This is a genomic window from Marivita sp. (genome assembly GCF_020055675.1).
GTDB lineage: Bacteria > Pseudomonadota > Alphaproteobacteria > Rhodobacterales > Rhodobacteraceae > Marivita.
The window spans coordinates 188,102-207,743 of the sequence record NZ_JAIPUS010000003.1; the positions used below are offsets into that span (position 1 = coordinate 188,102).

Below are 19,642 nucleotides of genomic sequence, written 5' to 3' on the forward strand. Positions count from 1 at the left end.
CGGCTGGGATCAGGTGCCGGTGCCGACGGCATCGGCGATATTGGCGAACCCGTCGCGTTCCAGAAGGGTATCGAGACCGTTGACGATCTGAGGGATCAGGCCAAGGCCTTGGTAAGTGAGGGCAGAGTAGAGTTGCACGGCTGACGCGCCCGCCTTGATCTTGGTATAGGCATCCTGGGCCGAGCCGATGCCGCCGACACCGATGATCGGCAGTCTGCCCTGCGTTTCGCGGTAAATCCGGGCCAGCACATCGGTGGATTTATCCATCAGCGGCCGACCCGACAATCCGCCCTTTTCCGCGGCGTGCCGAGACGTGAGCCCGTCACGGTCCAGCGTGGTGTTGGTGGCGATCAGCCCGTCGATGCCCGAGGCAAGGGCAACCTCGGCCACATCGGTGATTTCTGCCTCCGACAGGTCCGGCGCGATCTTGAGGAAGATCGGGATCGGACGGTCCAGCGCGTTGCGCGTCTCCATCACACCGGCCAGCAGCGCCGAGAGCGCGTCCTTGCCTTGCAGGTCGCGCAGTTTTTCGGTGTTGGGCGAACTGACATTGACGGTGGCGAAATCGACATGCGCGCCGCCGTTGGCCAATACGGTGGCGAAATCGGCGGCGCGGTTTTCGCTGTCCTTGTTGGCTCCGAGGTTGAGGCCGATGATCGCGTCGCGAGGGCGGTCGCGCAGCCGCGCCACGATGGCCGCCATCCCGTCATTGTTGAAGCCGAAGCGATTGATGACGGCGCGATCCTCGGTCAGGCGGAAAAGCCGTGGCTTGGGGTTGCCCGGCTGGGCACGCGGCGTGGCGCCGCCCACTTCGATAAAGCCGAAGCCCGCGCGCGACAATGGGCGCAGCGCGACCGCGTTCTTGTCGAAACCGGCGGCGAGGCCGACCGGGTTGGGCAGGACAAGACCCGCCAGATCGGTGCGCAAGCGCGGGCTGGTGAGGGTGCCCGCGCTGGGTGTGAGACCCAGTTGCAGCGCGCGCAGGGCAAGCCCGTGGGCGGTTTCCGGATCGAACCGGTGCAGCAGGTGCAGACCGGCCCGTTCGAGCAGGCTCATGCCATCTTGTCCGGAAAGCGATGGGTGTCGCCGTCGCGCGGCATCGGCTCGGCCCAGACCATGTCGGCAAGGCGCAGCGGCCCGTAAAGATGCGGGAACAGCGCGCCGCCACGGGATGGCTCCCATCGCAGGTCGCCGGTGATCGTGGCCTCGTCGAAGGCCAGCAGCATCAGCCCGTCTGCACCGGCGAAATGTTTCTCAGCGGTTTCGCGCGTCTGCTCGGCAGTAGAGAAATGCACGTATCCATCTGCCACGTCGATCGGCGCGCCAGCGATTTCACCTTCGGCCTGCAGCGCGGCCCATTCATCGGAGCGGAGAATTTTGTATATCATGCCCGGGATGTGCCGTGTGCGGGCGGTCGCGTCAAGCTGTGTCATCTGCCTGTTGTCCAAGCGACCGATAACCGTGTCGCGCGCCGCGCGCGGGTAAGTTTTGACTCCCTTCGCGGCGCGATGCACGATTGCTGCATAACAATCCGACAAAGAGGGTTCACATGTCTTACCGACTTCTTGCAGGGGCTGCTGGCCTGGCGCTGAGCGCCGGTGTGGCGCAGGCCGAATACACGCTTCACGTGATCCATATCAACGATCTGCACAGCCGGATCGAGCCGATCAACCGCTTCGATTCGACCTGTTCGGCCGAGGACAACGCCGAAGGCAAGTGTTTCGGCGGTGTGGCGCGGGTCAAGACGATGATCGACGAGCTGCGCGCCGAACTGGACGGCGAAAACGTGATCGTGGTCGATGCGGGCGACCAGTACCAGGGGTCGCTGATGTACACGACCTACAAGGGCGATGTCGAAGCCGAGATGATGGAGAAGATCGGCTTCGACGTGATGGCCGTGGGCAACCATGAATTCGATGATGGCGACGAAGGCCTGCTCAAGCTGATCGAGACCGTGTCCTTTCCCGTCGTCTCGGGCAACCTCGATGTGAGCCAGTCGAACATCCTGGCCGACAAGGTGCAGCCCCATGTCGTGCTCGAAGTGGACGGTGAACGGATCGGCATCGTGTCGGCGCTGGCCATTGACACGGTGGAAACCTCGTCGCCGTCGGAGGCGGTGATTTTCCAGCCCGAGATCGACAGCCTTGCCGCGGATGTCGAAACGCTGACCGACGCGGGCGTGACCAAGATCATTGGCCTGAACCATGTCGGGCTGCCGAAGGATATCGAGATCGCAGCCGCGGTGCCGGGGATCGATGCCATCGTGGGCGGGCACAGCCACAGCTACCTGTCGGCAAGCGACCCGGACCGTGACGGCGCCTATCCGACCTTTGTCAGCCAGCAAGACGGCACGCTGGTGCCGGTGGTGCAGGCCTATGCCTATTCGAAATATGTCGGGCATCTCGAACTGACTTTCGATGACGACGGCAATGTGACCCATGCCCAAGGCGATACGATCCTGCTGGATGCCTCGGTCGCCGAAGACCCCGAGATCGAGGACCGTGTGGCCGAACTTGCCGGGCCGATCGAGGACATGAAGACGCAGGTCATGGCCGCAACCGCTGAGGCGATCGAGGGCAGCCGCGAGGTTTGCCGCACCATGGAATGCCCGATGGGCAATCTGGTCGCAGATGCGATGCTGGACCGGGTCAAGGATCAGGGCATCCAGGTTGCGATCCAGAATGGCGGCGGTTTGCGGGCCTCCATAGATGCGGGCGAGGTGACAATGGGCGAGGTGCTGACGGTGCTGCCGTTTCAGAACACGCTGTCCACTTTCGAGGTCACCGGAGACCAGATCCTCGCCGCGCTGGAAAACGGTGTAAGCCGGGTCGCGGACGGTGCGGGCCGGTTCCCGCAGGTGGCCGGCATGAGCTTTACCGTCGATCTGAGCCAGGAACCGGGCAACCGGATCTCCGATGTGATGATCAACGGGGCGCCGATTGACCTGGCGGCCACCTACGGCGCCGTGTCCAACAATTATGTGCGCAACGGCGGTGATGGATATGCCATGTTCCGCGATGCGCGGAACGCCTATGACTTCGGCCCCGACCTTGCCGATGTCATGGCAGAGTTTCTGGCCGAGACTGGGCCTTACACGCCCTATACGGATGGTCGGATCACCGTGAAGCAGTAAAGTCTGGCAACTCGACCCCGATGCGCGTCCAACATCGGGGCGCGCTTTTTCGTCTGGGTGTGTTGTACGACGCCAGCTTAAAGACGGTGGCGTGCGCAAAAGACAGGGCGCACAGGGCAAGCGCGACCTCTGGACGATGGTGTTCGCCGGGCGCGGCCTTTGGTGACGAAGGGCGTTGCCAAGACCACCTGGCCGTTTACTGTAGGCCCCATGTGCGGTCGTTTCTCCCTCACCCTGCCGTCTGACGCGATGGCGCAGTTGTTCGATGCGGTGCCGGCCAACGCGCTGCCCGAAGTTCCGAATTACAACATCTGTCCGACCAATCTCGTGCATGCGGTACACACGCAGGAGGGACAGCGCCGGCTGGTGTCGATGCGCTGGGGGTTTCTGCCGCATTGGTACAAGACCGAAACCGGGGGGCCACTTCTGATCAACGCGCGGGCCGAGACGATCGCCGAGAAACCCGCCTTCAAGGCGGCATGCCGCGAACGCAGATGCCTGATCCCGGCGACCGGATTCTACGAATGGACCAAGGATGACGCGGGCAACCGTCTGCCGTGGTATATCCATCCGGCTGCGGCTGATGCGCTGGCCTTTGCCGGGATCTGGCAGGACTGGGAACGCGACGGGCTGGCGCATCGCAGCTGTGCCATCGTGACCACCGGCGCCAACGCGACGATGTCGGCCATTCATCATCGTCAACCGGTCACGCTGCACCCGGATGACTGGGCGCTCTGGCTGGGCGAAGACGGCCACGGCGCCGCGACCCTCATGACCGCCCCGCCCGAAGACGCGCTGGACGTCTACCGCGTCGATCCCCAGGTCAATTCGAACCGCGCCTCGGGACCCGACCTGATCGACCCGATAGACGGATGAGCGGGCTTTTCCCTGCCGTCGCGTCGCATTAAGGTCCGACACCAGCCCGCGCGGCAATAAGGAGACCCCCCATGCCCAGTGACGCCATCACGACAACCATCACCGCGCTGCGTGACCTTTTGGGGGACCGCCTGTCCACCGGCGCATCGGTGCTCGATCAACACAGCCATGACGAGGCCTATACCAAACCCGCCCTGCCGGACGCGGTGGCATTCCCCGAGACCACCGAAGAGGTGTCGGATGTTCTGAAAATCTGCTCCCGGAATGGCTGTCCCGTGGTGCCCTATGGCGTCGGATCGTCGCTCGAGGGGCATATCGTGCCGGTGCACGGGGGCGTGTCCATTGACACCAGCCGGATGAACAAGATCCTGACGGTAAACCAGAGTGATCTGGACGCCGTGGTGGAACCGGGCGTCACGCGGGTGCAGCTGAACGAGGCGCTGCGGGCGACTGGGCTGATGTTTACCGTCGATCCCGGCGCCGATGCGAGCCTTGGCGGCATGGCGGCCACGCGCGCGTCTGGCACCAATACGGTGCGCTATGGCACGATGGCGGACAATGTTCTTGCGCTGGAGGTGGTTTTGCCCGATGGCCAGATCGTCCAGACCGGCAGCCGGGCCCGCAAATCCTCGACCGGGTATGATCTGACCCATTTGTTTATCGGCTCCGAGGGCACATTGGGGATCATCACCAAGCTGACGGTGAAATTGCACGGACAGCCCGAGCATATCGCGGCGGCGACCTGCGCGTTCAACGACATTCACGGCGCGGTAGACACCGTGATCCTTGCCATCCAGATGGGCTTGCCGATGGCACGGGTGGAATTGCTGGACGCGCTGACGATGCGGGGCATGAACCTGCACAACCCGGATCTTGCGCTGCCCGAGCAACCGCATCTCTTTCTCGAATTCCACGGCTCGGAGGCGAGTGTGGCCGAACAGGTCGAAACCTTTGGCGCGTTGGTCGAAGAGCATGGAGGCTCGGATTTCGCATGGGCGACACGGACCGAGGATCGCAATCGCCTGTGGCAGGCACGGCACAACGCCTATTACGCGGGAAAGGCGCTGAGGGCTGGCTGCAACGGCGTGGTCACGGATTGCTGCGTTCCGATTTCGTCCCTGGCCCAGTGTCTGACGCGCGCCACGGATCTGGCCGAGGCGTCGGGATTTCTTGCGCCGATGGTGGGGCATGTCGGCGACGGGAATTTCCACCTGCTGATCCTGGTCGATCCCGACAGCGCCGAGGAATTGAGCCGTGCCAAGGAATTGGTGGAGGCGGTCAACCGCCTGGCGCTGGAATTCGGCGGCACGGTGAGCGGCGAACACGGCATCGGCATCGGCAAGCGCCAGTATCTCGCACAAGAACATGGCGCCGGCTATGCGCTGATGGGGGTTCTGAAAAAGGCGATTGATCCGGACAACATCATGAACCCCGGAAAGCTGGTAACGCTGAACTGAGGCCGCGCGGCATGTGGGAAAGCGGCGCGGATCTCGGCCCGTGACGGCCCCGGCGGTCGGGCTGGACAGGATCACGGGGCGGCAGGCGCGTGGTTCGGGCAGACGTCCTTGCAAAGCCCGTGCAAAAAGACGCCCCCGCAGGAGCGCTGCAGACCGGCGTGGTGGATTTCATTTGATTTGGTGCGGCGCTGTGGCCAGATTGCTGAAGAACGCGGCGTCAGGCAGGAAGTGCCGTCGCGTCGCCCGGTCTTGTTTCGGTCAAATTTCCGCTAAACAGGGGGAACGACACGCAGAGGCGCGGTCCAAGCGCGATCCAGGGAGGGGACACCATGACGTTTGCGAGTATCGAGGACCGCAACACGATTGAAAACGAGATGCCGTATGCCGAGCGGGATTTGCCCGTGACGCTCTATGGCCAGATGAGCAAGACCGCACAGGCGTTTCCCGAGCATCCCGCCGTCAGTTTTCAGTTGCTGTCCGGCCCGAATGACAAGGCCGAAACCCTGAGTTGGTCTGACCTGCTGACGCAAACCGTGCAGGCGGCGAACCTGTTTCGCAAGCTGGGCATCGGGGAAACCGATGTCGTCGCCTATGTGCTTCCAAATTGCACAGAAACCATCGTAACGCTGTTGGGCGGTGCCATTGCCGGGATCGTCAACCCGATCAATCCGTTGCTCGAACCCGAGCAGATCGCCGCGATCCTGCGTGAAACCGACGCGAAGGTTGTCGTCACGCTCAAGCCGTTCCCAAAGACGGATGTCCCGCAGAAAGTGGCCGAGGCCTGCCGCCATGCGCCGCATGTTCACACGGTGCTCGAGGTGGATTTGAACCGACATCTGACGCCGCCGAAATCATGGATCGTGCCCTTGATCCGACCGAAGAACCCCGGCGCGCACCACGCCGATGTGCTGAGTTTTGCCGCCGAGGCCAAGACACAGAACACGACGCTGGATTTCGCCGACAGCACAGCCGACCGCGTTGCGGCCTATTTCCACACGGGCGGCACCACCGGCATGCCCAAGGTCGCGCAGCATCAGTATTCCGGCATGATCTACAACGGATGGCTGGGCACGCGGCTGCTGTTTTCCGAAGAAGACAGTATCATGTGCCCGCTGCCTCTGTTTCACGTCTTCGCCTGCCATGTCATCCTGATGGCCTCGGTGGTGTCCGGCGCGCATACGGTGTTCCCGACGCCGCAGGGGTATCGTGGCGAGGGCGTGTTCGACAATTTCTGGAAGTTGTGCGAGCGCTGGAAAACCACTTTCGTCATCACCGTGCCAACCGCCATGTCGGCGCTGATGCAACGACCGGTGGATGCGGACCTGTCGCATATCAAGACCGCGTTTTCCGGCTCCTCGCCGTTGCCGCTGGAACTGTTCAAACGGTTCGAGGACGCCTGTGGCGTCACCGTGGTCGAAGGCTACGGGCTGACCGAGGCGACCTGCCTTGTCTCGTGCAACCCGCCGGACGGGATAAAGAAAGTGGGATCAGTGGGTATCCCTTTCCCGCATACCGATGTCAAAATCCTCAAGGAGGCCGACGGCGGTGCTGCGGACTGCGCGGTGGACGAGATCGGCGAGATCTGCGTGTCGAATCCGGGTGTCTTTGCCGGGCATACCTATACCGAGGCGGCCAAGAACGCCGACCTGTTTCATTACGGCACCCATCTGCGGACCGGAGATCTGGGCCGGATCGATGCGGACGGGTATTTGTGGATCACCGGGCGCGCGAAGGACCTGATCATCCGCGGCGGGCATAATATCGATCCCGCAGACATCGAAGAGGCGTTGCTGGCGCATCCGGCGGTCGCTTTTGCCGGGGCGATTGGCCAGCCCGATGCGCGCGCGGGTGAACTGCCTTGCGCGTTTGTCGAACTGGTCGCTGGCGCGGACGTGACGGAGCAGGCGCTTTTGAAGCATTGCCAGGTGCATGTCCACGAACGCGCGGCAATCCCCAAGCACATGACGATCCTGCCCGAGCTTCCGAAAACGGCAGTTGGCAAGGTTTACAAGCCGGACCTGCGCAAACACGCGATCATGCGGGTGTTCAACGCGGCACTGGATAAGTCTGGGTCGCCGGCACGTGTGGTGTCGGTTGTCGATGACAAGACGCTTGGTCTTGTTGCCCAGGTTGCCTTGAACGGGGCTGCGGAGGACGATGTGGGCCGGGTTCTTGGCTGCTATGCCAATCGCTGGCAGGTGGCGGCGTGATCGGTTGAGCCGGTCTCGAATCGGCTGCGCCGATCCGACGGGCGCGCCTTCGGCGCGCATTTTGCATATTTGGAAAGAGAAGAAGGATGGACGGTCCGGATGGCTCCGCGCAGTCCTGTCCTGTCCTGTCCTGTCCTGTCCTGTCAGGACGGGATCGGGTCGATGACCGTGACCGGGAGCGCCAGAGACTGCTCGATCATATGCGCGATCTGCAACAGTCGGCCTTCGCCGCGCGGCGGACCGATCAGTTGCAGTCCAACGGGCATGCCTGAGGCAGTGAAACCGACGGGAAGCGACAAGGCTGGCAAGCCAGCGACCGTCGCGAGGAAGGCAAAATGCAGCCAGTCGATATAGTCGCGCATCGGGCGGCCAGCGACCTCGGTCGGGTATTCGATCTCGACCGGCAGCGGCGCCAACCCGTTGACCGGGCAGGCGAGGACATCGTGGGTGCGAAAAAACCCGGCCATCGTGTTGTAGATCGCCGAACGATCGCGTTCGGCTCGGACATGGTCGCCGAATGTCAGCGCCTGCGCATCGGCAAGATTGCCCTGGATCGCGGGCTTGTAGTGCCGGGTGACGCTGTCGGGTGTGGCCGCGTAGCTGCCGAGAAAGGATAGGCCGCGCAAGACGCGGAAGGTCTCGTCGAGGCGTGACAGGTCCGGGCAATGTTCTTCGACGGTGATCGCCGGGGCCTGCACCTGCTTCAGCGCGCGGCGCAGCACGCCGTCGATTTCGGCGGTCACAGCGGCAAAGCCGTTCAGGTCGGGCGTGTAGGCGATGCGAACCGCACCCGCGTCCTGCCGCGCGGTTTCGAAATAAGGCGTGGCGGGCGCCGGATAGGAGATCGGCCAGACCGGATCGAAGCCGGCCATCGCGTCAAGAAAGAGCGCGCAATCCAACACATCGCGCGCCATCGGGCCGTCGACGCCGCCGGTGGTGAACCCCAGGTTCGCTGACGATCCCCCCGCGATGCCGGGCGAGGGGCGCAGGCCGACGATGCCGCAATAATTGGCCGGGCTGCGCAGGCTGCCGCCAAAATCGGAACCGTGGCTGAGCCAGAGTTCCCCGGTGGCCAACGATACCGCGGCGCCGCCGGAGGAGCCGCCCGCGTTCATCGCGGTGTTCCAAGGGTTGCGGGTGGCCCCGAAAACGGTGTTGAACGTGTTGGCACCCGCGCCCATTTCCGGCGTGTTGGTCTTGCCCAGAACCACGCCGCCCCGCGCCTCCAGCCGTGCCACCAGAGGGTCAGATGCGCCGGGGACGTGATCGGACATGCCTTGCGTGCCGAAGGTGGTGCGCACCCCCGCGACCGGATTGAGGTCCTTGATCCCGATGGGCAGCCCGGCCAGCGCGCTGTCCGGATCGGCCTGCGCGGCGCCGGCGCGGTCGGGGCAGCGGGTAACGACAGCGGTCACCTGCTCTTCGACCTGATCCATGCGCGCGGTGCTTGCCTCGATCAGATCGGCGGTGCTCAGTTCGCGGTTGCGCAGCAGGCGGATCACGTCCCGCGCCGGTTTGGCGCAGATTTCGGGTCCGCTGAAAGAAGTGTCGGGGCGGGTCATGAGGCGCAGAACATCCCGTGTAGATGAGCGATCAGGCGGGCGGTGTTTTCGTCGTTCAGGCTGTAGTAGATGGTCTTGCCGTCGCGCCGCGTCCTGACGAGCTCTTCGTCGCGCAGCCGGGCCAGCATCTGGCTGACCGCCGCCTGACGGATGTTGAGCAGGCTTTCGAGCTCTCCAACCGATTTTTCGCCAGTGCCGAGGTGACACAGGATCATCAGGCGGCCTTCATGCGCCAAGGTCTTGAGGTAGGCGGCCGCGTCTTCCGCGCTTTTTGCCATGTCCTGCGCCGTTGCAGGCGCAAACCCGAGGTCATTCATCTGCGATATCCCGAACCATTCCATGGAACATAGCACCGATGCGCGACGCAGTTCAAAGATTTATCGCGCCGGTCCGCTGTCGGTCTTCGGGGGCGCGCCGCCCATGAAATTGTTGCCGCCCTGGTAATTGCAGGGGTCTGACTGCATCTCGAGATGCAGACCATCGCCGGTGTAGGGATGCGCGCGGGCCAGGTCTTCGTCGACGTCGATGCCAAGGCCGGGCGTGTCCGGCAGGGTGACAAAGCCATTTTCAACGGTGATCGTATTGCGGATCAGGCTGGCGTGAAAGGGCGTCTCGATCGTCTCGGCCAGAAGGGCATTGGGAATGGAGGTGCACAGGTGCAGGTTCGCGGCCCATTCCACCGGCCCGGCATAAAGATGCGGCGCCATCTCGGTGTTGAAGGCCTCGGCCATCGCGGAGAGCTTTTTCATCTCCCAGAGACCGCCGGCGCGGCCCAGGGCGGGTTGCAGGATGCTCGCGCCGCCGCTGCGCAGGAGCGTGGCAAACTCGGCTTTTGTTGTCAGCCGTTCGCCGGTTGCGATGGGAATGCGCACGGCGCGTGCCACCTCTGCGAACTCCAGCAGGTTGTCGGGCGGGATCGGTTCCTCGTACCAGAGTGGCAGATAGGGCTCGATCGCCTGACCCAGCCGGATCGCGCCCGAGGTGGTGAACTGGCCATGCGTGCCGAAAAGCAAATCTGCCTTGTCGCCGACTGCCGCTCGGATTGCCTTGCACATCTCGACCGACAGGGAAATGTCCGACATCGCGGGCTGGTGGCCACCGTGAATGGTGTAGGGGCCGGCGGGGTCGAATTTCAGCGCGGTGTAGCCTTGTTCGACATAATGCGCTGCCGCCTCGGCATGGGCGTCGGGGTCGGTCCAGAACGTGGTCAGATCGTGATGCGGGAGCGGGTAGAGATAGGTATAGGCGCGCACTCTGGCGTTCATGCGCCCGCCCAGAAGCGCCCAGACCGGACGGCCCCGCGCCTTGCCGAGGATGTCCCAGCAGGCGATTTCCAGGCCGGAAAACGCTCCCATGACGGTCAGGTCGGGGCGCTGGGTGAAGCCCGATGAATAGGCGCGGCGAAACATCAATTCGATGTTTTCCGGGTTTTCGCCCTTCATGTGTCGCTCGAACACGTCTTCGATCACCGCCGTCATCGCCTTGGGGCCGACGCTGGAGGCGTAGCATTCGCCCCAGCCGGTGAGGCCGGTGTCGGTGGTCAGCTTGACCAGCGTCCAGTAGCGGCCGCCCCAGCCGGGGGCAGGCGGGGCGGTGGTGATGATGTCGAGCGACTGCAGTTTCATGGCGGTTCCTTGGTGTATCGGGCGGGCGATGCGTCGGCACATCGCAGAGTTTCCGGTGACGGCAAACGCGTGCAGCGGGTCGGGGCTGCTCAGAAAACGATCACGTTGCGTTTCGCGCCACCTGTCTTGGTGTCGGTGATGGCCTCGTTGATCTGGTCGAGCGACCAGCGTCCCGACACCAGGTCATCAAGCTTGAGCCGGCCCTGCCGGTAAAGATCGGCGAGCCACGGTATGTCACGGCGGATCACCACATCGCCCATCTTGGAGCCCGTCATGCCCTGCGCCATGTAGGCCAGAACCACTGGTTCGTATTCGGCCATCGCGCCGGAATGGGGCATCCCGATCATCACCATGCGCCCACCCCATCCGAGGTAGCGCGGCGCGGTGTTGTAGGCGGGAATCGCGCCGACCGAGACGGCAACAAGATCTGCTCCGCGCCCGAGGATGGAAAGGACCTCGGTCCAGGGCGCATCCGAGGTGGCGAGCACGCCATCCGTCGCCCCGAAGGCCATCGCGGTGTCGAGCTTGTCCTGCGTCATGTCCACCGCCACGATGCGGCGTGCGCCGGCGATCCTTGCGCCCTGGATCGCGTTCAGGCCGACCCCGCCCGCGCCGATCACCACAACGTCCTCGCCCGCGCGCAAACGGCCAGCATTGATCACGGCGCCGACGCCGGTGATCACGCCGCAGGCCATGAGCGCAACCGCTTCCGGCGGCATGTCGTCCGGCAAGGGCACGACCTGGCTCTGGTCCACGACCAGGCGTTCGGCAAAGGCGCCACAATTCATGGCCTGCACGACATGTGTGCCATCTTCGCGCGCCAAGGGCGACGGTCCGGTGCCCGGCGTTTCGCAGATCGTCGGTTTGCCGATTGCACAGTTGGGGCAGGTGCCACAGGCCTTGATCAGCGTCACGACCACGCGCTGTCCCTCGATCAGGTCGGACACGCCCGGACCGATGGCAGACACCCGGCCGGCCGCCTCGTGCCCATAGACCGCGGGCAAATCGCCACCCCATGCGCCTTCGGCAAAATGGATGTCGGAATGGCAGATCGCCACTGCCTCGAGTGTGACCTCGATCTCTCCGGCCTGCGGTGCGCGCAGCTCGAGCGATTCGAGGCGCAGCGGTGCGCCGAATTCCGTGCAGACGGCGGCTTTTATGCGGGTCATGGCCCCTCCTGTTTGGTTTCGCGCAAGGTGGGGCTGGCGGCACGGAAGTGCAAGCCGATACCGGGCCTGATCCGTCAGACCGCCACCGGAGGGCGCTTGGGATAGAGAAACACCGCCAAGGCGATCAGGATGAGCGCAAGCGACAGCAGAAACGGTGCTCCGGGAAAATGGATCGGCGCGTCCGCATGGGTGAACCGTGCAAAGACCGAGGTCATCAGCATCGGGGCGATGATCATCGCAATCGCGCTGACCGAGGTGAGCGCGCCTTGCAATTCGCCCTGCCGCGTCTCTCCGACGGCGCGCGACATGATCCCTTGCAGCGCCGGGGTGATGACCGCGCCGAGCGCCGCCAGCGGCGTAAGGATCAACGCGATGGGGCCGGACGTGACAAAGGCCAGCGCGGCGAAGGCAAAGACGTCGAACACGAGACCGTAAAGGACCGTGCCGCGTTTACCCAGACGTGCGAGGATCAGTCGAATGAGCCCGCCTTGGACCACCGCCATCATCACGCCGAAAAGGCCCAGCGACACCCCTATGAGGCCCGCGTTCCAGCCAAACCGCGCCTGTCCGAAATAGGCCCATATCGCCGGATAGACAAAGAACGCGACCTGGTAGAGGAAAAACACGGTGAACAGCCGCCCCAGCCCCGGCAGCGCGCGCAGCGATTTGAACGCGCCCAGCGGGTTTGCGCGCCGCCAGTCGAAGCGGCGGCGGATCGCGTCGGTCACGGTTTCGCGCAGGACGAAATAGCCAAGCACCGTGTTTGCCCCGGCCAACCCGGCCGCGGCCCAGAACGGCGCGCGGGTGCCCCATTCACCCAGCAGCCCGCCCAGCAACGGTCCGATGACAAAGCCCAGACCGAAGGCCGCGCCGACCAGCCCGAAATTCTGCGCCTTTTTCCCTGGCTCGGAGATATCGGCCATGTAGGCGGAGGCGGTGGATTGCGTGGCCGCCGTGATGCCGCCGACAAGGCGCCCGGCCAGCAAGAGCCAGATGCTCCCGGCAAGGGCCATCACGACGTAATCCGCCGCCATCACGAGAAGGGATATCAGCAGGACCGGCCGGCGCCCGAAGCGGTCCGAAAGGTTGCCAAGCAGCGGGCCGAACAGGAACTGCATCACGGCAAAGACCGTGGCAAGAACGCCCCCCCAGAGCGCGGCACTGGCCAGATCGCCGCCGGTCACCTCCTGGATCAGGTCCGGCATGACCGGGATGATGAGCCCGATCCCCATGGAATCGATCATTACGGTCAGAAGGATGAAGAGAACCGGCAGGCGCATGGTCCAACGCTTTCAAGATGATCCGTACCGGGCTGTCGACAGGGTCCGCATCAATGCGCCTGCGCGGCAATGAACTCGGTCAGCGCGGCGGCGTAGGTGTCCGGCGCCTCGACGCAGGGCAGATGTCCGGCCTTGCGGATGAGCTGAAACCGAGAACCTGGCACCAGGTCCACCGTCTCGCGGACAAGATCGGGGGGCGTCGATCCGTCTTCGCTGCCCGCGATACCAAGGGTGGGCAGGCGCAACGCAGCCGTGGTGGAGTAGAAATCCGTTCCGGCAATTGCCTGCGCGCATCCGACATATCCCTCGGCCGGTGTGCGGGTGAGCATGTTGCGCCAGGCGACAAGCTCCTGGGTCTGGCGAAAGTCAGTCGAAAACCAACGCGCCATGACCGCGTCGGCCAAAGCCTCGACCCCACCCTGTTCGATCTGCGCGATCCTGTCTGCCCACATCTCGCGCGTGCCGATCCGTGCAGCAGTGTTCGACAGGACCAGGGCGCGCGCCAGATCCAGCCGCTTGGCCGCCAGCCCTTGTGCGATCATGCCCCCGATGGACAAGCCGACAACAACCGCGTCGCGCAGGGCGAGGTGATCCATCAACTGCTCCAGATCGCGCACCAGCGTGCCCATGCCATAAGGCGGGGGCGGGCAGTCCGACAGGCCATGCCCGCGTTTGTCATAGCGCAGGTATTTCAGGCCTGTTTTCGGAAGCCGCGCAATCAGCTTGTCCCAGAGCCGCAGGTCGGTGCCCAGCGAATTTGCAAAGACCACCGGCGCACCGTCGGGATCGCCGTCGATCCGGTAGTGCAGGCGGATATCGTCAAGTTTGGCGATCTGCATGGTGGCGCTCCTGTGTTTCTTTTGGCTCCGGATACCTCGGGGACGTCGCTGCAAGGCGGCGAGACAGCGGCGCCGGTGGTTCAACCGGTCTTCAAATGTGCCATGATCCGACCGTGGTCGCCGGCCCGATCAGGGTCCTGAGGTTGAAATGCGCGCCTGTGATGTCCTGCACTAGGCGTCTCCGTATTGTTGCAGAGCGTGAAGGAAAACCCCGCGGTCGACATTGCCGCCCGAGAGGGTGCAGATCACCGTATCGCCTTCGAGTTGGTCCGCATGATACAGCGCTGCCGCCAATGCCACCGCGCCACCGGGCTCGGCGACCAGCTTGAGCCGGGAAAACGCCTGCGCCATGGCCATTTGCGCCTCCTCCTCGGAAACAACGAGGCCGGGGCCGCACAGGCGCTGCATGATCGGAAATGTGAGCGCCCCTGGCTGCGGGGTGACGATGGCATCGCAGAGGCCGCCCGACTGGCTGGCGTTGCGTTCGATCCGGCCAGAGGCAAGAGACCGTGTGACATCGTCGAACGCCTCGGGCTCGGCAGGGCGCACGCGCATCTCAGGAGCCCGTGCGTCCAGCGCCAGCGCGATGCCCGAGGTCAGCCCGCCGCCACCGCAGCAGACAATCACATCCGCCGCTGTCACCCCCAGATCGGCCGCTTGCGCCGCGATCTCGAGACCGCATGTCCCTTGCCCCGCGATGACCTCGGGTTCATCGAAGGGGCGGATCAGGGACAGCCCGCGCGCGTTCGAAATGTCATGGCCGATCGTGTCCCGATCCTGGGTCGCACGGTCGTAGAGCACCACCTCGGCACCGAGCGCGCGGGTGTTGGCGATTTTCATCTTCGGCGCGTCGGACGGCATGACGATCACCGCAGCGACACCGAATTGCCGGGCCGCCAGCGCCACGCCTTGCGCGTGGTTGCCCGAGGAAAAGGCGATCACGCCGGAGGCGCGCTGATCTTCCGGCAATGCTGAAATGGCAGACCGCGCGCCGCGGTATTTGAAGCTGCCGGTATGTTGCAGGCATTCCGCCTTGATCAGCACCCGGCGCCCGGCAATTTCGTCCAGAAAGGGGGAAGACAGAAGTGGTGTGACCCGCGCGTGACCTTGCAGGCGCTGGGCGGCGGCCTCGATCCGGTGAATATCCATGTGTTACCTCAACATATCCAGCCAGCGTCGCAGCGCGCGCAGGCTTTGCGGTTCGTCCAAAAACGGGATGTGTCCCCTGTCGGGCACTTCGACCGCGATCATGTCGGGGCGGCGGCGCTTCATCTCGGCGAAGGTTTCGGGCGAAAGAAGATCGGAATTGGCGCCGCGCAAACAGGCCAGTGGCAGGCCCGACATGGCATCGAACAGCGGCCAGAGATCGGGCGCCGGTTGCGCGCCGCTGTCCAGAACCGCCTCGCGCAGGCGCGGATCGTAGGTCAGTTCGAGCCCGTCTCCGGTGTCATTGAACAGGATCTGCGCCTCGCGCAGCCAGCGTGGGTCCGGGACATTGGCAAAACCGGTCAGCATCTGGGCGCGGGCCCGTGCCACCTCTGCATGCGTTTTCAGAACGGGCGGGCGGCCAAGGTAGTCCTTGATCACCTCCAGCCCTTCCGGTGCGATCTCGGGGCCGATATCGTTGAGCGCCACACCGCGCAGGCGGTGCTTGGCCGTGCTGGCCAGGACCATCGCTATCAGCCCGCCGCGCGAGGTTCCAAGAACGGCTGCGGAGTCGAGCCCGAGGTGGTCGAGCAGGTCGATCGCGTCACGACCCTCGACGGGGATTTGATAGGTGGACGGATCGCCCCAATCCGACTGTCCGCGACCGCGGTAGTCGAGCCGGATCAGGCGCACGCCCTCCAGGTGCGGCGCGACGAATTCGAAATCGCGGCCATCGCGCGTCAACCCGGCAAGACAGAGCAGCGGCAGGCCGTCGCCTTCATCGGTATAATGGAGCGACAATCCGTCGGCGGTGGTGAAACGCGGCATCAGGCCAGCTCCGGTATGGTGGCGAGATCTGTCAGCACATGCGCCGGGCGGTGCGGCAGGCGATCCACCGGGTCGCCCGCGCGGTTGACCCAGACGGTTCTGAAGCCATAGCCGGATGCGCCCGCGATGTCCCATCCATTGGCAGAGACGAAGAGCACATCGGTCCTGGCAGAACCCAGTTGCGCAGCGACCATGTCGTAAACCGCCTTGGAGGGTTTGAAGGTGCCCACGTCCTCGACCGACAGAACGGCGTCCAGAAATTCGCCGATCCCGGCGCTATCGACCGCGCCTTCCAGCATGTCCGGGCTGCCATTCGACAGGATTGCGCAGGTCTTTCCCGCCGCCTTCAGCCGGGCCAGCATCATGGGCACCTCGGGATAGGCCGGCAATTCCCAGTACAGGCCCAGAAGTCGTTCGCGCAATTCGGGGTCCCCGGCGAGACCGGTCTTTTCCATCGCCCAATCCAGCGCATCGCGGGTGACATCCCAGAACGGTGCGTGGTCTTGGGTGATGGTGCGCAGCCAGGTGTACTGCAATTGCCTGGAGCGCCAGTGGTCGGCCAATTGCGGCCAGACGGCGGCCAGAGCCTCGCGGCCCGGTTCTTCTGACGCGACACGCGCCGCGGCGGATACGTCGAACAGCGTGCCGTAAGCGTCGAATACGCAAGTGATAGCCATGGTTGTTTTCGTCCCTTCGCGCCACTTCGGATACCGTGGCAGAACACCCATGCGGAGGGAAGGGCCAAGACCGGCAAAATCCCGGCGGCGGCGCCTGTCAGTAAGGGTGAAGGATTTGGGATAGGGTGTTGTGCGGAAACGACAAACCCCCGAAGCCGACTGGTTCCGGGGGTCATCAAAACATCAATGTGTCGGAAAGCCGTGCTTAGAGCATACCTTCGCGCTGTGCCTTCTTGCGCGCCAGTTTGCGCGCACGGCGGACCGCTTCAGCTTTCTCGCGTGCTTTTTTCTCGGACGGTTTTTCGAAATGTTGCTTGAGCTTCATTTCGCGAAAAACGCCTTCGCGCTGCAGCTTTTTCTTCAGAGCGCGGAGCGCCTGATCGACATTGTTGTCACGAACACTAACCTGCATGTGGTTTTCACCACCTTTCTAAGTTGGATTTGCAAGGAATTGCAGGAGCGGCCCGCATAGCAACGGAAATTTACTTTGTCCAGAGCTAAGCTGTCGGAGTTGTCCTGGACCCTTTCACAGGATTGGCCGCGTTCACGAAGATCGCGATGGACAAAAGACCGAAGATGCATTCGTAGACTTCCCATCTGCGGGTCTGGTCCAGCATCGGGATGATGATCGTGATGGCAAGCGCATAGATCGCGTGATGCGTCCGCGGCACAGGGATGACCAGCGCGTCTGTCACGGATTTGACCCATGCCAGCTTGCGCCACAGCAGTGGCAACACGATCAGGTAGCTGAGTATGATGTAGGACAGCACCGGCCCGAACAGCAGCTCATCCAGTTTCACGCCACCAATGACCAGATTGTGCAGCGTCAATTCCTGCTGGTCATTGTTCTGTTCGAAATATTGCGGGCTTTCGAAACCGATGATGCGCTGCCCCCATGAGATCTCTTCACCGGCCGCCCAGATGTAGACAAGCCCGTAGATTACGCCAAGCATCAGCAGCGGGCGGGACAAGGCGCCGCGATGCACCATGACACGGTGGATCAGAACAACGCCCGCAGTCGCGAGCAGCACCGCGGTCGCGTTCTCGATCAGCGAATCCTCGGCCCCGAAATATCGGAGGAAAAACTCCGTCGAGATACCCGATGCGACGAAGGCGGCAATCAGGATCACGACACCAAGGGCCAGAAGGAAATGATCTGTGGTTTCTCGAGTCACACGGTATCAACGTTTGATCTGTGTGAATTGTTTCATGCAACGGGTGCATGACGCCGTAGAAAAGGCCAATGACCTCATTTCGCGCAGAAAATTTCTGCGCCCATGCCGCACGAGAATTTCGCCGACCGATGTGGCGGGACGCGCAAATGCGGTCTAGGTTATACCAGCGATGCAAGCAACCACTCCCTGGAGGCCCGACATGACAGAGACACCCCGCGATATCGCCACAGAGCTACTGGACGCGGCGCTGATGCATGTCCCGTTTGACGGATGGTCCGACACAGCGTTCAAAGCCGCGATTGCCGATGTCGATGTTGCGCCCGCCGTGGCCAAGGGGCTTTTCCCGCGCGGCGCGCTGGATTTGGCCGTTGCCTTTCACCGGCGTGGCGATGACGCGATGGTGGCCGCCCTGCGGGACCACGACCTGAGCGAGATGCGCTTTCGCGACAAGGTGGCATTGGCCGTGCGGCTGCGACTCGAGGCGGTGGAAGACAAGGAGGCAGTGCGCCGGGGGGCGACCCTGTTCGCGCTGCCCATGCACGCCGCAGAAGGCACACGGCTGATCTGGGGTACGGCGGATCGCATTTGGACCGCGCTGGGCGACACGTCGCGCGATATCAACTGGTACACAAAGCGCGCAACCCTGTCGGGGGTCTATTCCTCGACCGTGCTCTATTGGCTTGGAGATGATTCGCTCGACAACCAGGCGACATGGGGCTTTCTGGATCGCCGCATCGGGGATGTGATGCAGGTCGAGAAGGCCAAGGCGCAGGTGCGCAAGACCCCTGGCCTGGGTCGATTGGCCAAGCAGGCCGAAGCGGTCTTGTCGCGGGTCACGCCGCCCAAGAACCGCCGTGATGACCTGCCCGGTGGTTGGACAGTGCCGCGCCAGCGTTCCGGCTCCGGGCTTACCTGATCGGATCGAACAGGGCGTCGGTCGCGGCGCAGTCGCGCACGACGTCTTGTCCGCAGGGCACTGGATCAAGCGATTTGGACAGGCAAATCCTTGCCTCGTTGATGCGGCCGTGCTTGCATGTGATGGTGATCATGTCCGGTTCAAGCTCCGGGTTGGCCTCCAGAAACGCGGCTTCGACGACGGAGGCTGGCAATGTGACAGCCTTGTCAAGTTTGCGGAACGTCTCGGGACGGTTTATCGTGCCAAAGGCTTCGCGCGACAGGGCGTAGTAGTCCGGGGCCGACAGGCCGGAGCAGACGCCATGCTTGTTCCACTGGTGCCAGGCAAGGCCGGATGTGCCCATGATACCGGCCATGTCACGCGTCATGCCGCGCGAAGGATCGCGTTGATTGGTCGGGCAATAGGACGGCCAGCCCCGATGATATTGCGGCCAAAGGCCGTGCATCACCCAGCCGAAATCGGCGCTGTCGTCGCATTGCGGCGACTGTCGCGCGTCGCCTTCAATCGCGCACCAGGTCGGTGACCAACTCAGTGACAGCACGTAATAGTCGAACACACCCGCGCGCTCGCCTTCTGCCCGTGCAAGCGACACGGCCATTACACAGATGAGAGCGCTTACCAAAACCCGCATTTACTCTTTCCTCTTTTGCCTTGCCCGACTATAAGGCGTCCAAGTTCCCTGACAATGGAAACCCGTTCCGGTCGATCCGGGACCTCCCGGAGACCTCCGGGAGCGGGAAAAAGCTATG

The 19,642-nt window shown here is 63.6% G+C and carries 19 protein-coding genes; 5 read left to right on the top strand and 14 right to left on the bottom strand.

Annotation, left to right across the window (positions count from 1 at the left end):
- Positions 1 to 9: 9 nt before the first annotated feature.
- On the bottom strand, positions 10 to 1,056 hold the full coding sequence (locus tag LCF59_RS04035; protein ID WP_292285833.1) for a quinone-dependent dihydroorotate dehydrogenase: 1,047 nt from the start codon (positions 1,054 to 1,056) through the stop codon (positions 10 to 12).
- Positions 1,053 to 1,433 (bottom strand): DUF952 domain-containing protein, encoded by a 381-nt coding sequence (locus tag LCF59_RS04040; RefSeq protein WP_292285835.1) that lies wholly within the window; start codon positions 1,431 to 1,433, stop codon positions 1,053 to 1,055. Before LCF59_RS04040 ends, LCF59_RS04035 begins: the two co-directional genes overlap by 4 nt.
- A 116-nt stretch (positions 1,434 to 1,549) precedes the next feature.
- Here LCF59_RS04040 and LCF59_RS04045 point away from each other — a divergent pair, with 116 nt between their 5' ends.
- The 4 genes from LCF59_RS04045 (at position 1,550) to LCF59_RS04060 (ending at position 7,676) form a co-directional block, all read left to right on the top strand.
- The gene (locus tag LCF59_RS04045; protein WP_292285836.1) at positions 1,550 to 3,133 is read left to right on the top strand and encodes a bifunctional UDP-sugar hydrolase/5'-nucleotidase; all 1,584 of its coding nucleotides are present in this window, start codon (positions 1,550 to 1,552) and stop codon (positions 3,131 to 3,133) included.
- A 210-nt stretch (positions 3,134 to 3,343) separates the two neighbouring features.
- Positions 3,344 to 4,009 (top strand): SOS response-associated peptidase, encoded by a 666-nt coding sequence (locus tag LCF59_RS04050; protein WP_292285838.1) that lies wholly within the window; start codon positions 3,344 to 3,346, stop codon positions 4,007 to 4,009.
- 71 nt (positions 4,010 to 4,080) lie between these two features.
- On the top strand, positions 4,081 to 5,466 hold the full coding sequence (locus LCF59_RS04055) for an FAD-linked oxidase C-terminal domain-containing protein (RefSeq protein WP_292285840.1): 1,386 nt from the start codon (positions 4,081 to 4,083) through the stop codon (positions 5,464 to 5,466).
- A gap of 329 nt (positions 5,467 to 5,795) precedes the next feature.
- Positions 5,796 to 7,676, top strand: coding sequence for an acyl-CoA synthetase (locus LCF59_RS04060; RefSeq protein WP_292285842.1), 1,881 nt, complete (start codon positions 5,796 to 5,798; stop codon positions 7,674 to 7,676).
- A gap of 143 nt (positions 7,677 to 7,819) precedes the next feature.
- Here LCF59_RS04060 and LCF59_RS04065 read toward each other — a convergent pair whose 3' ends face one another.
- The 11 genes from LCF59_RS04065 to LCF59_RS04115 all read right to left on the bottom strand — a co-directional run bounded on the left by LCF59_RS04065 (position 7,820) and on the right by LCF59_RS04115 (position 17,977).
- Positions 7,820 to 9,238 (bottom strand): amidase, encoded by a 1,419-nt coding sequence (locus LCF59_RS04065; protein WP_292285844.1) that lies wholly within the window; start codon positions 9,236 to 9,238, stop codon positions 7,820 to 7,822.
- The gene (locus tag LCF59_RS04070; protein WP_292285846.1) at positions 9,235 to 9,555 is read right to left on the bottom strand and encodes a helix-turn-helix transcriptional regulator; all 321 of its coding nucleotides are present in this window, start codon (positions 9,553 to 9,555) and stop codon (positions 9,235 to 9,237) included. Before LCF59_RS04070 ends, LCF59_RS04065 begins: the two co-directional genes overlap by 4 nt.
- 60 nt (positions 9,556 to 9,615) lie before the next feature.
- The gene (locus LCF59_RS04075; RefSeq protein ID WP_292285847.1) at positions 9,616 to 10,863 is read right to left on the bottom strand and encodes a mandelate racemase/muconate lactonizing enzyme family protein; all 1,248 of its coding nucleotides are present in this window, start codon (positions 10,861 to 10,863) and stop codon (positions 9,616 to 9,618) included.
- A gap of 89 nt (positions 10,864 to 10,952) precedes the next feature.
- Positions 10,953 to 12,032 carry an alcohol dehydrogenase catalytic domain-containing protein gene (locus LCF59_RS04080; RefSeq protein ID WP_292285849.1) on the bottom strand — a complete coding sequence of 360 codons (1,080 nt, stop codon included), beginning with the start codon at positions 12,030 to 12,032 and terminating at the stop codon, positions 10,953 to 10,955.
- 74 nt (positions 12,033 to 12,106) lie between these two features.
- On the bottom strand, positions 12,107 to 13,312 hold the full coding sequence (locus tag LCF59_RS04085; RefSeq protein WP_292285851.1) for a TCR/Tet family MFS transporter: 1,206 nt from the start codon (positions 13,310 to 13,312) through the stop codon (positions 12,107 to 12,109).
- A 50-nt stretch (positions 13,313 to 13,362) separates the two neighbouring features.
- Positions 13,363 to 14,151, bottom strand: coding sequence for a 3-oxoadipate enol-lactonase (gene pcaD, locus LCF59_RS04090; RefSeq protein ID WP_292285853.1), 789 nt, complete (start codon positions 14,149 to 14,151; stop codon positions 13,363 to 13,365).
- Positions 14,152 to 14,322: 171 nt separating this feature from the next.
- The gene (locus tag LCF59_RS04095) at positions 14,323 to 15,300 is read right to left on the bottom strand and encodes a threonine/serine dehydratase (RefSeq protein ID WP_292285855.1); all 978 of its coding nucleotides are present in this window, start codon (positions 15,298 to 15,300) and stop codon (positions 14,323 to 14,325) included.
- Positions 15,301 to 15,303: 3 nt separating this feature from the next.
- Positions 15,304 to 16,125 (bottom strand): alpha/beta hydrolase, encoded by an 822-nt coding sequence (locus tag LCF59_RS04100; protein WP_292285856.1) that lies wholly within the window; start codon positions 16,123 to 16,125, stop codon positions 15,304 to 15,306.
- Entirely contained in the window at positions 16,125 to 16,802 is a 678-nt protein-coding gene (locus LCF59_RS04105; protein ID WP_292285858.1) for a haloacid dehalogenase type II, read from the bottom strand. Before LCF59_RS04105 ends, LCF59_RS04100 begins: the two co-directional genes overlap by 1 nt.
- A gap of 205 nt (positions 16,803 to 17,007) precedes the next feature.
- Positions 17,008 to 17,214 (bottom strand): 30S ribosomal protein S21, encoded by a 207-nt coding sequence (gene rpsU / locus LCF59_RS04110; protein ID WP_188483398.1) that lies wholly within the window; start codon positions 17,212 to 17,214, stop codon positions 17,008 to 17,010.
- 85 nt (positions 17,215 to 17,299) lie between these two features.
- Positions 17,300 to 17,977 (bottom strand): hypothetical protein, encoded by a 678-nt coding sequence (locus LCF59_RS04115; RefSeq protein WP_292285860.1) that lies wholly within the window; start codon positions 17,975 to 17,977, stop codon positions 17,300 to 17,302.
- Between the two features lie 199 nt (positions 17,978 to 18,176).
- On the opposite strand from LCF59_RS04115, the gene LCF59_RS04120 reads away from it, so the two are divergent.
- A complete protein-coding gene (locus LCF59_RS04120) occupies positions 18,177 to 18,893 on the top strand; it encodes a COQ9 family protein (RefSeq protein ID WP_292285862.1) in 717 nt (238 codons plus the stop codon).
- On the opposite strand, the gene LCF59_RS04125 is transcribed toward LCF59_RS04120, so the two are convergent.
- Positions 18,886 to 19,524: a ribonuclease T2 gene (locus tag LCF59_RS04125; RefSeq protein WP_292285864.1), complete on the bottom strand. Its 639-nt coding sequence runs from the start codon at positions 19,522 to 19,524 to the stop codon at positions 18,886 to 18,888. The two genes, LCF59_RS04120 and LCF59_RS04125, sit on opposite strands and share 8 nt — an antisense overlap.
- Positions 19,525 to 19,642: the final 118 nt, after the last annotated feature.

Coding starts and splice junctions, on each gene's coding strand:
- LCF59_RS04035 (WP_292285833.1), bottom strand. CDS start 1,056: ATGAGCCTGCTCGAACGGGCCGGTCTGCACCTGCTGCACCGGTTCGAT.
- LCF59_RS04125 (WP_292285864.1), bottom strand. CDS start 19,524: ATGCGGGTTTTGGTAAGCGCTCTCATCTGTGTAATGGCCGTGTCGCTT.
- LCF59_RS04120 (WP_292285862.1), top strand. CDS start 18,177: ATGACAGAGACACCCCGCGATATCGCCACAGAGCTACTGGACGCGGCG.
- LCF59_RS04040 (WP_292285835.1), bottom strand. CDS start 1,433: ATGACACAGCTTGACGCGACCGCCCGCACACGGCACATCCCGGGCATG.
- LCF59_RS04100 (WP_292285856.1), bottom strand. CDS start 16,125: ATGCCGCGTTTCACCACCGCCGACGGATTGTCGCTCCATTATACCGAT.
- LCF59_RS04080 (WP_292285849.1), bottom strand. CDS start 12,032: ATGACCCGCATAAAAGCCGCCGTCTGCACGGAATTCGGCGCACCGCTG.
- LCF59_RS04055 (WP_292285840.1), top strand. CDS start 4,081: ATGCCCAGTGACGCCATCACGACAACCATCACCGCGCTGCGTGACCTT.
- LCF59_RS04065 (WP_292285844.1), bottom strand. CDS start 9,238: ATGACCCGCCCCGACACTTCTTTCAGCGGACCCGAAATCTGCGCCAAA.
- LCF59_RS04095 (WP_292285855.1), bottom strand. CDS start 15,300: ATGGATATTCACCGGATCGAGGCCGCCGCCCAGCGCCTGCAAGGTCAC.
- LCF59_RS04085 (WP_292285851.1), bottom strand. CDS start 13,312: ATGCGCCTGCCGGTTCTCTTCATCCTTCTGACCGTAATGATCGATTCC.
- pcaD (WP_292285853.1), bottom strand. CDS start 14,151: ATGCAGATCGCCAAACTTGACGATATCCGCCTGCACTACCGGATCGAC.
- LCF59_RS04070 (WP_292285846.1), bottom strand. CDS start 9,555: ATGAATGACCTCGGGTTTGCGCCTGCAACGGCGCAGGACATGGCAAAA.
- LCF59_RS04075 (WP_292285847.1), bottom strand. CDS start 10,863: ATGAAACTGCAGTCGCTCGACATCATCACCACCGCCCCGCCTGCCCCC.
- LCF59_RS04050 (WP_292285838.1), top strand. CDS start 3,344: ATGTGCGGTCGTTTCTCCCTCACCCTGCCGTCTGACGCGATGGCGCAG.
- LCF59_RS04060 (WP_292285842.1), top strand. CDS start 5,796: ATGACGTTTGCGAGTATCGAGGACCGCAACACGATTGAAAACGAGATG.
- LCF59_RS04105 (WP_292285858.1), bottom strand. CDS start 16,802: ATGGCTATCACTTGCGTATTCGACGCTTACGGCACGCTGTTCGACGTA.
- LCF59_RS04045 (WP_292285836.1), top strand. CDS start 1,550: ATGTCTTACCGACTTCTTGCAGGGGCTGCTGGCCTGGCGCTGAGCGCC.
- rpsU (WP_188483398.1), bottom strand. CDS start 17,214: ATGCAGGTTAGTGTTCGTGACAACAATGTCGATCAGGCGCTCCGCGCT.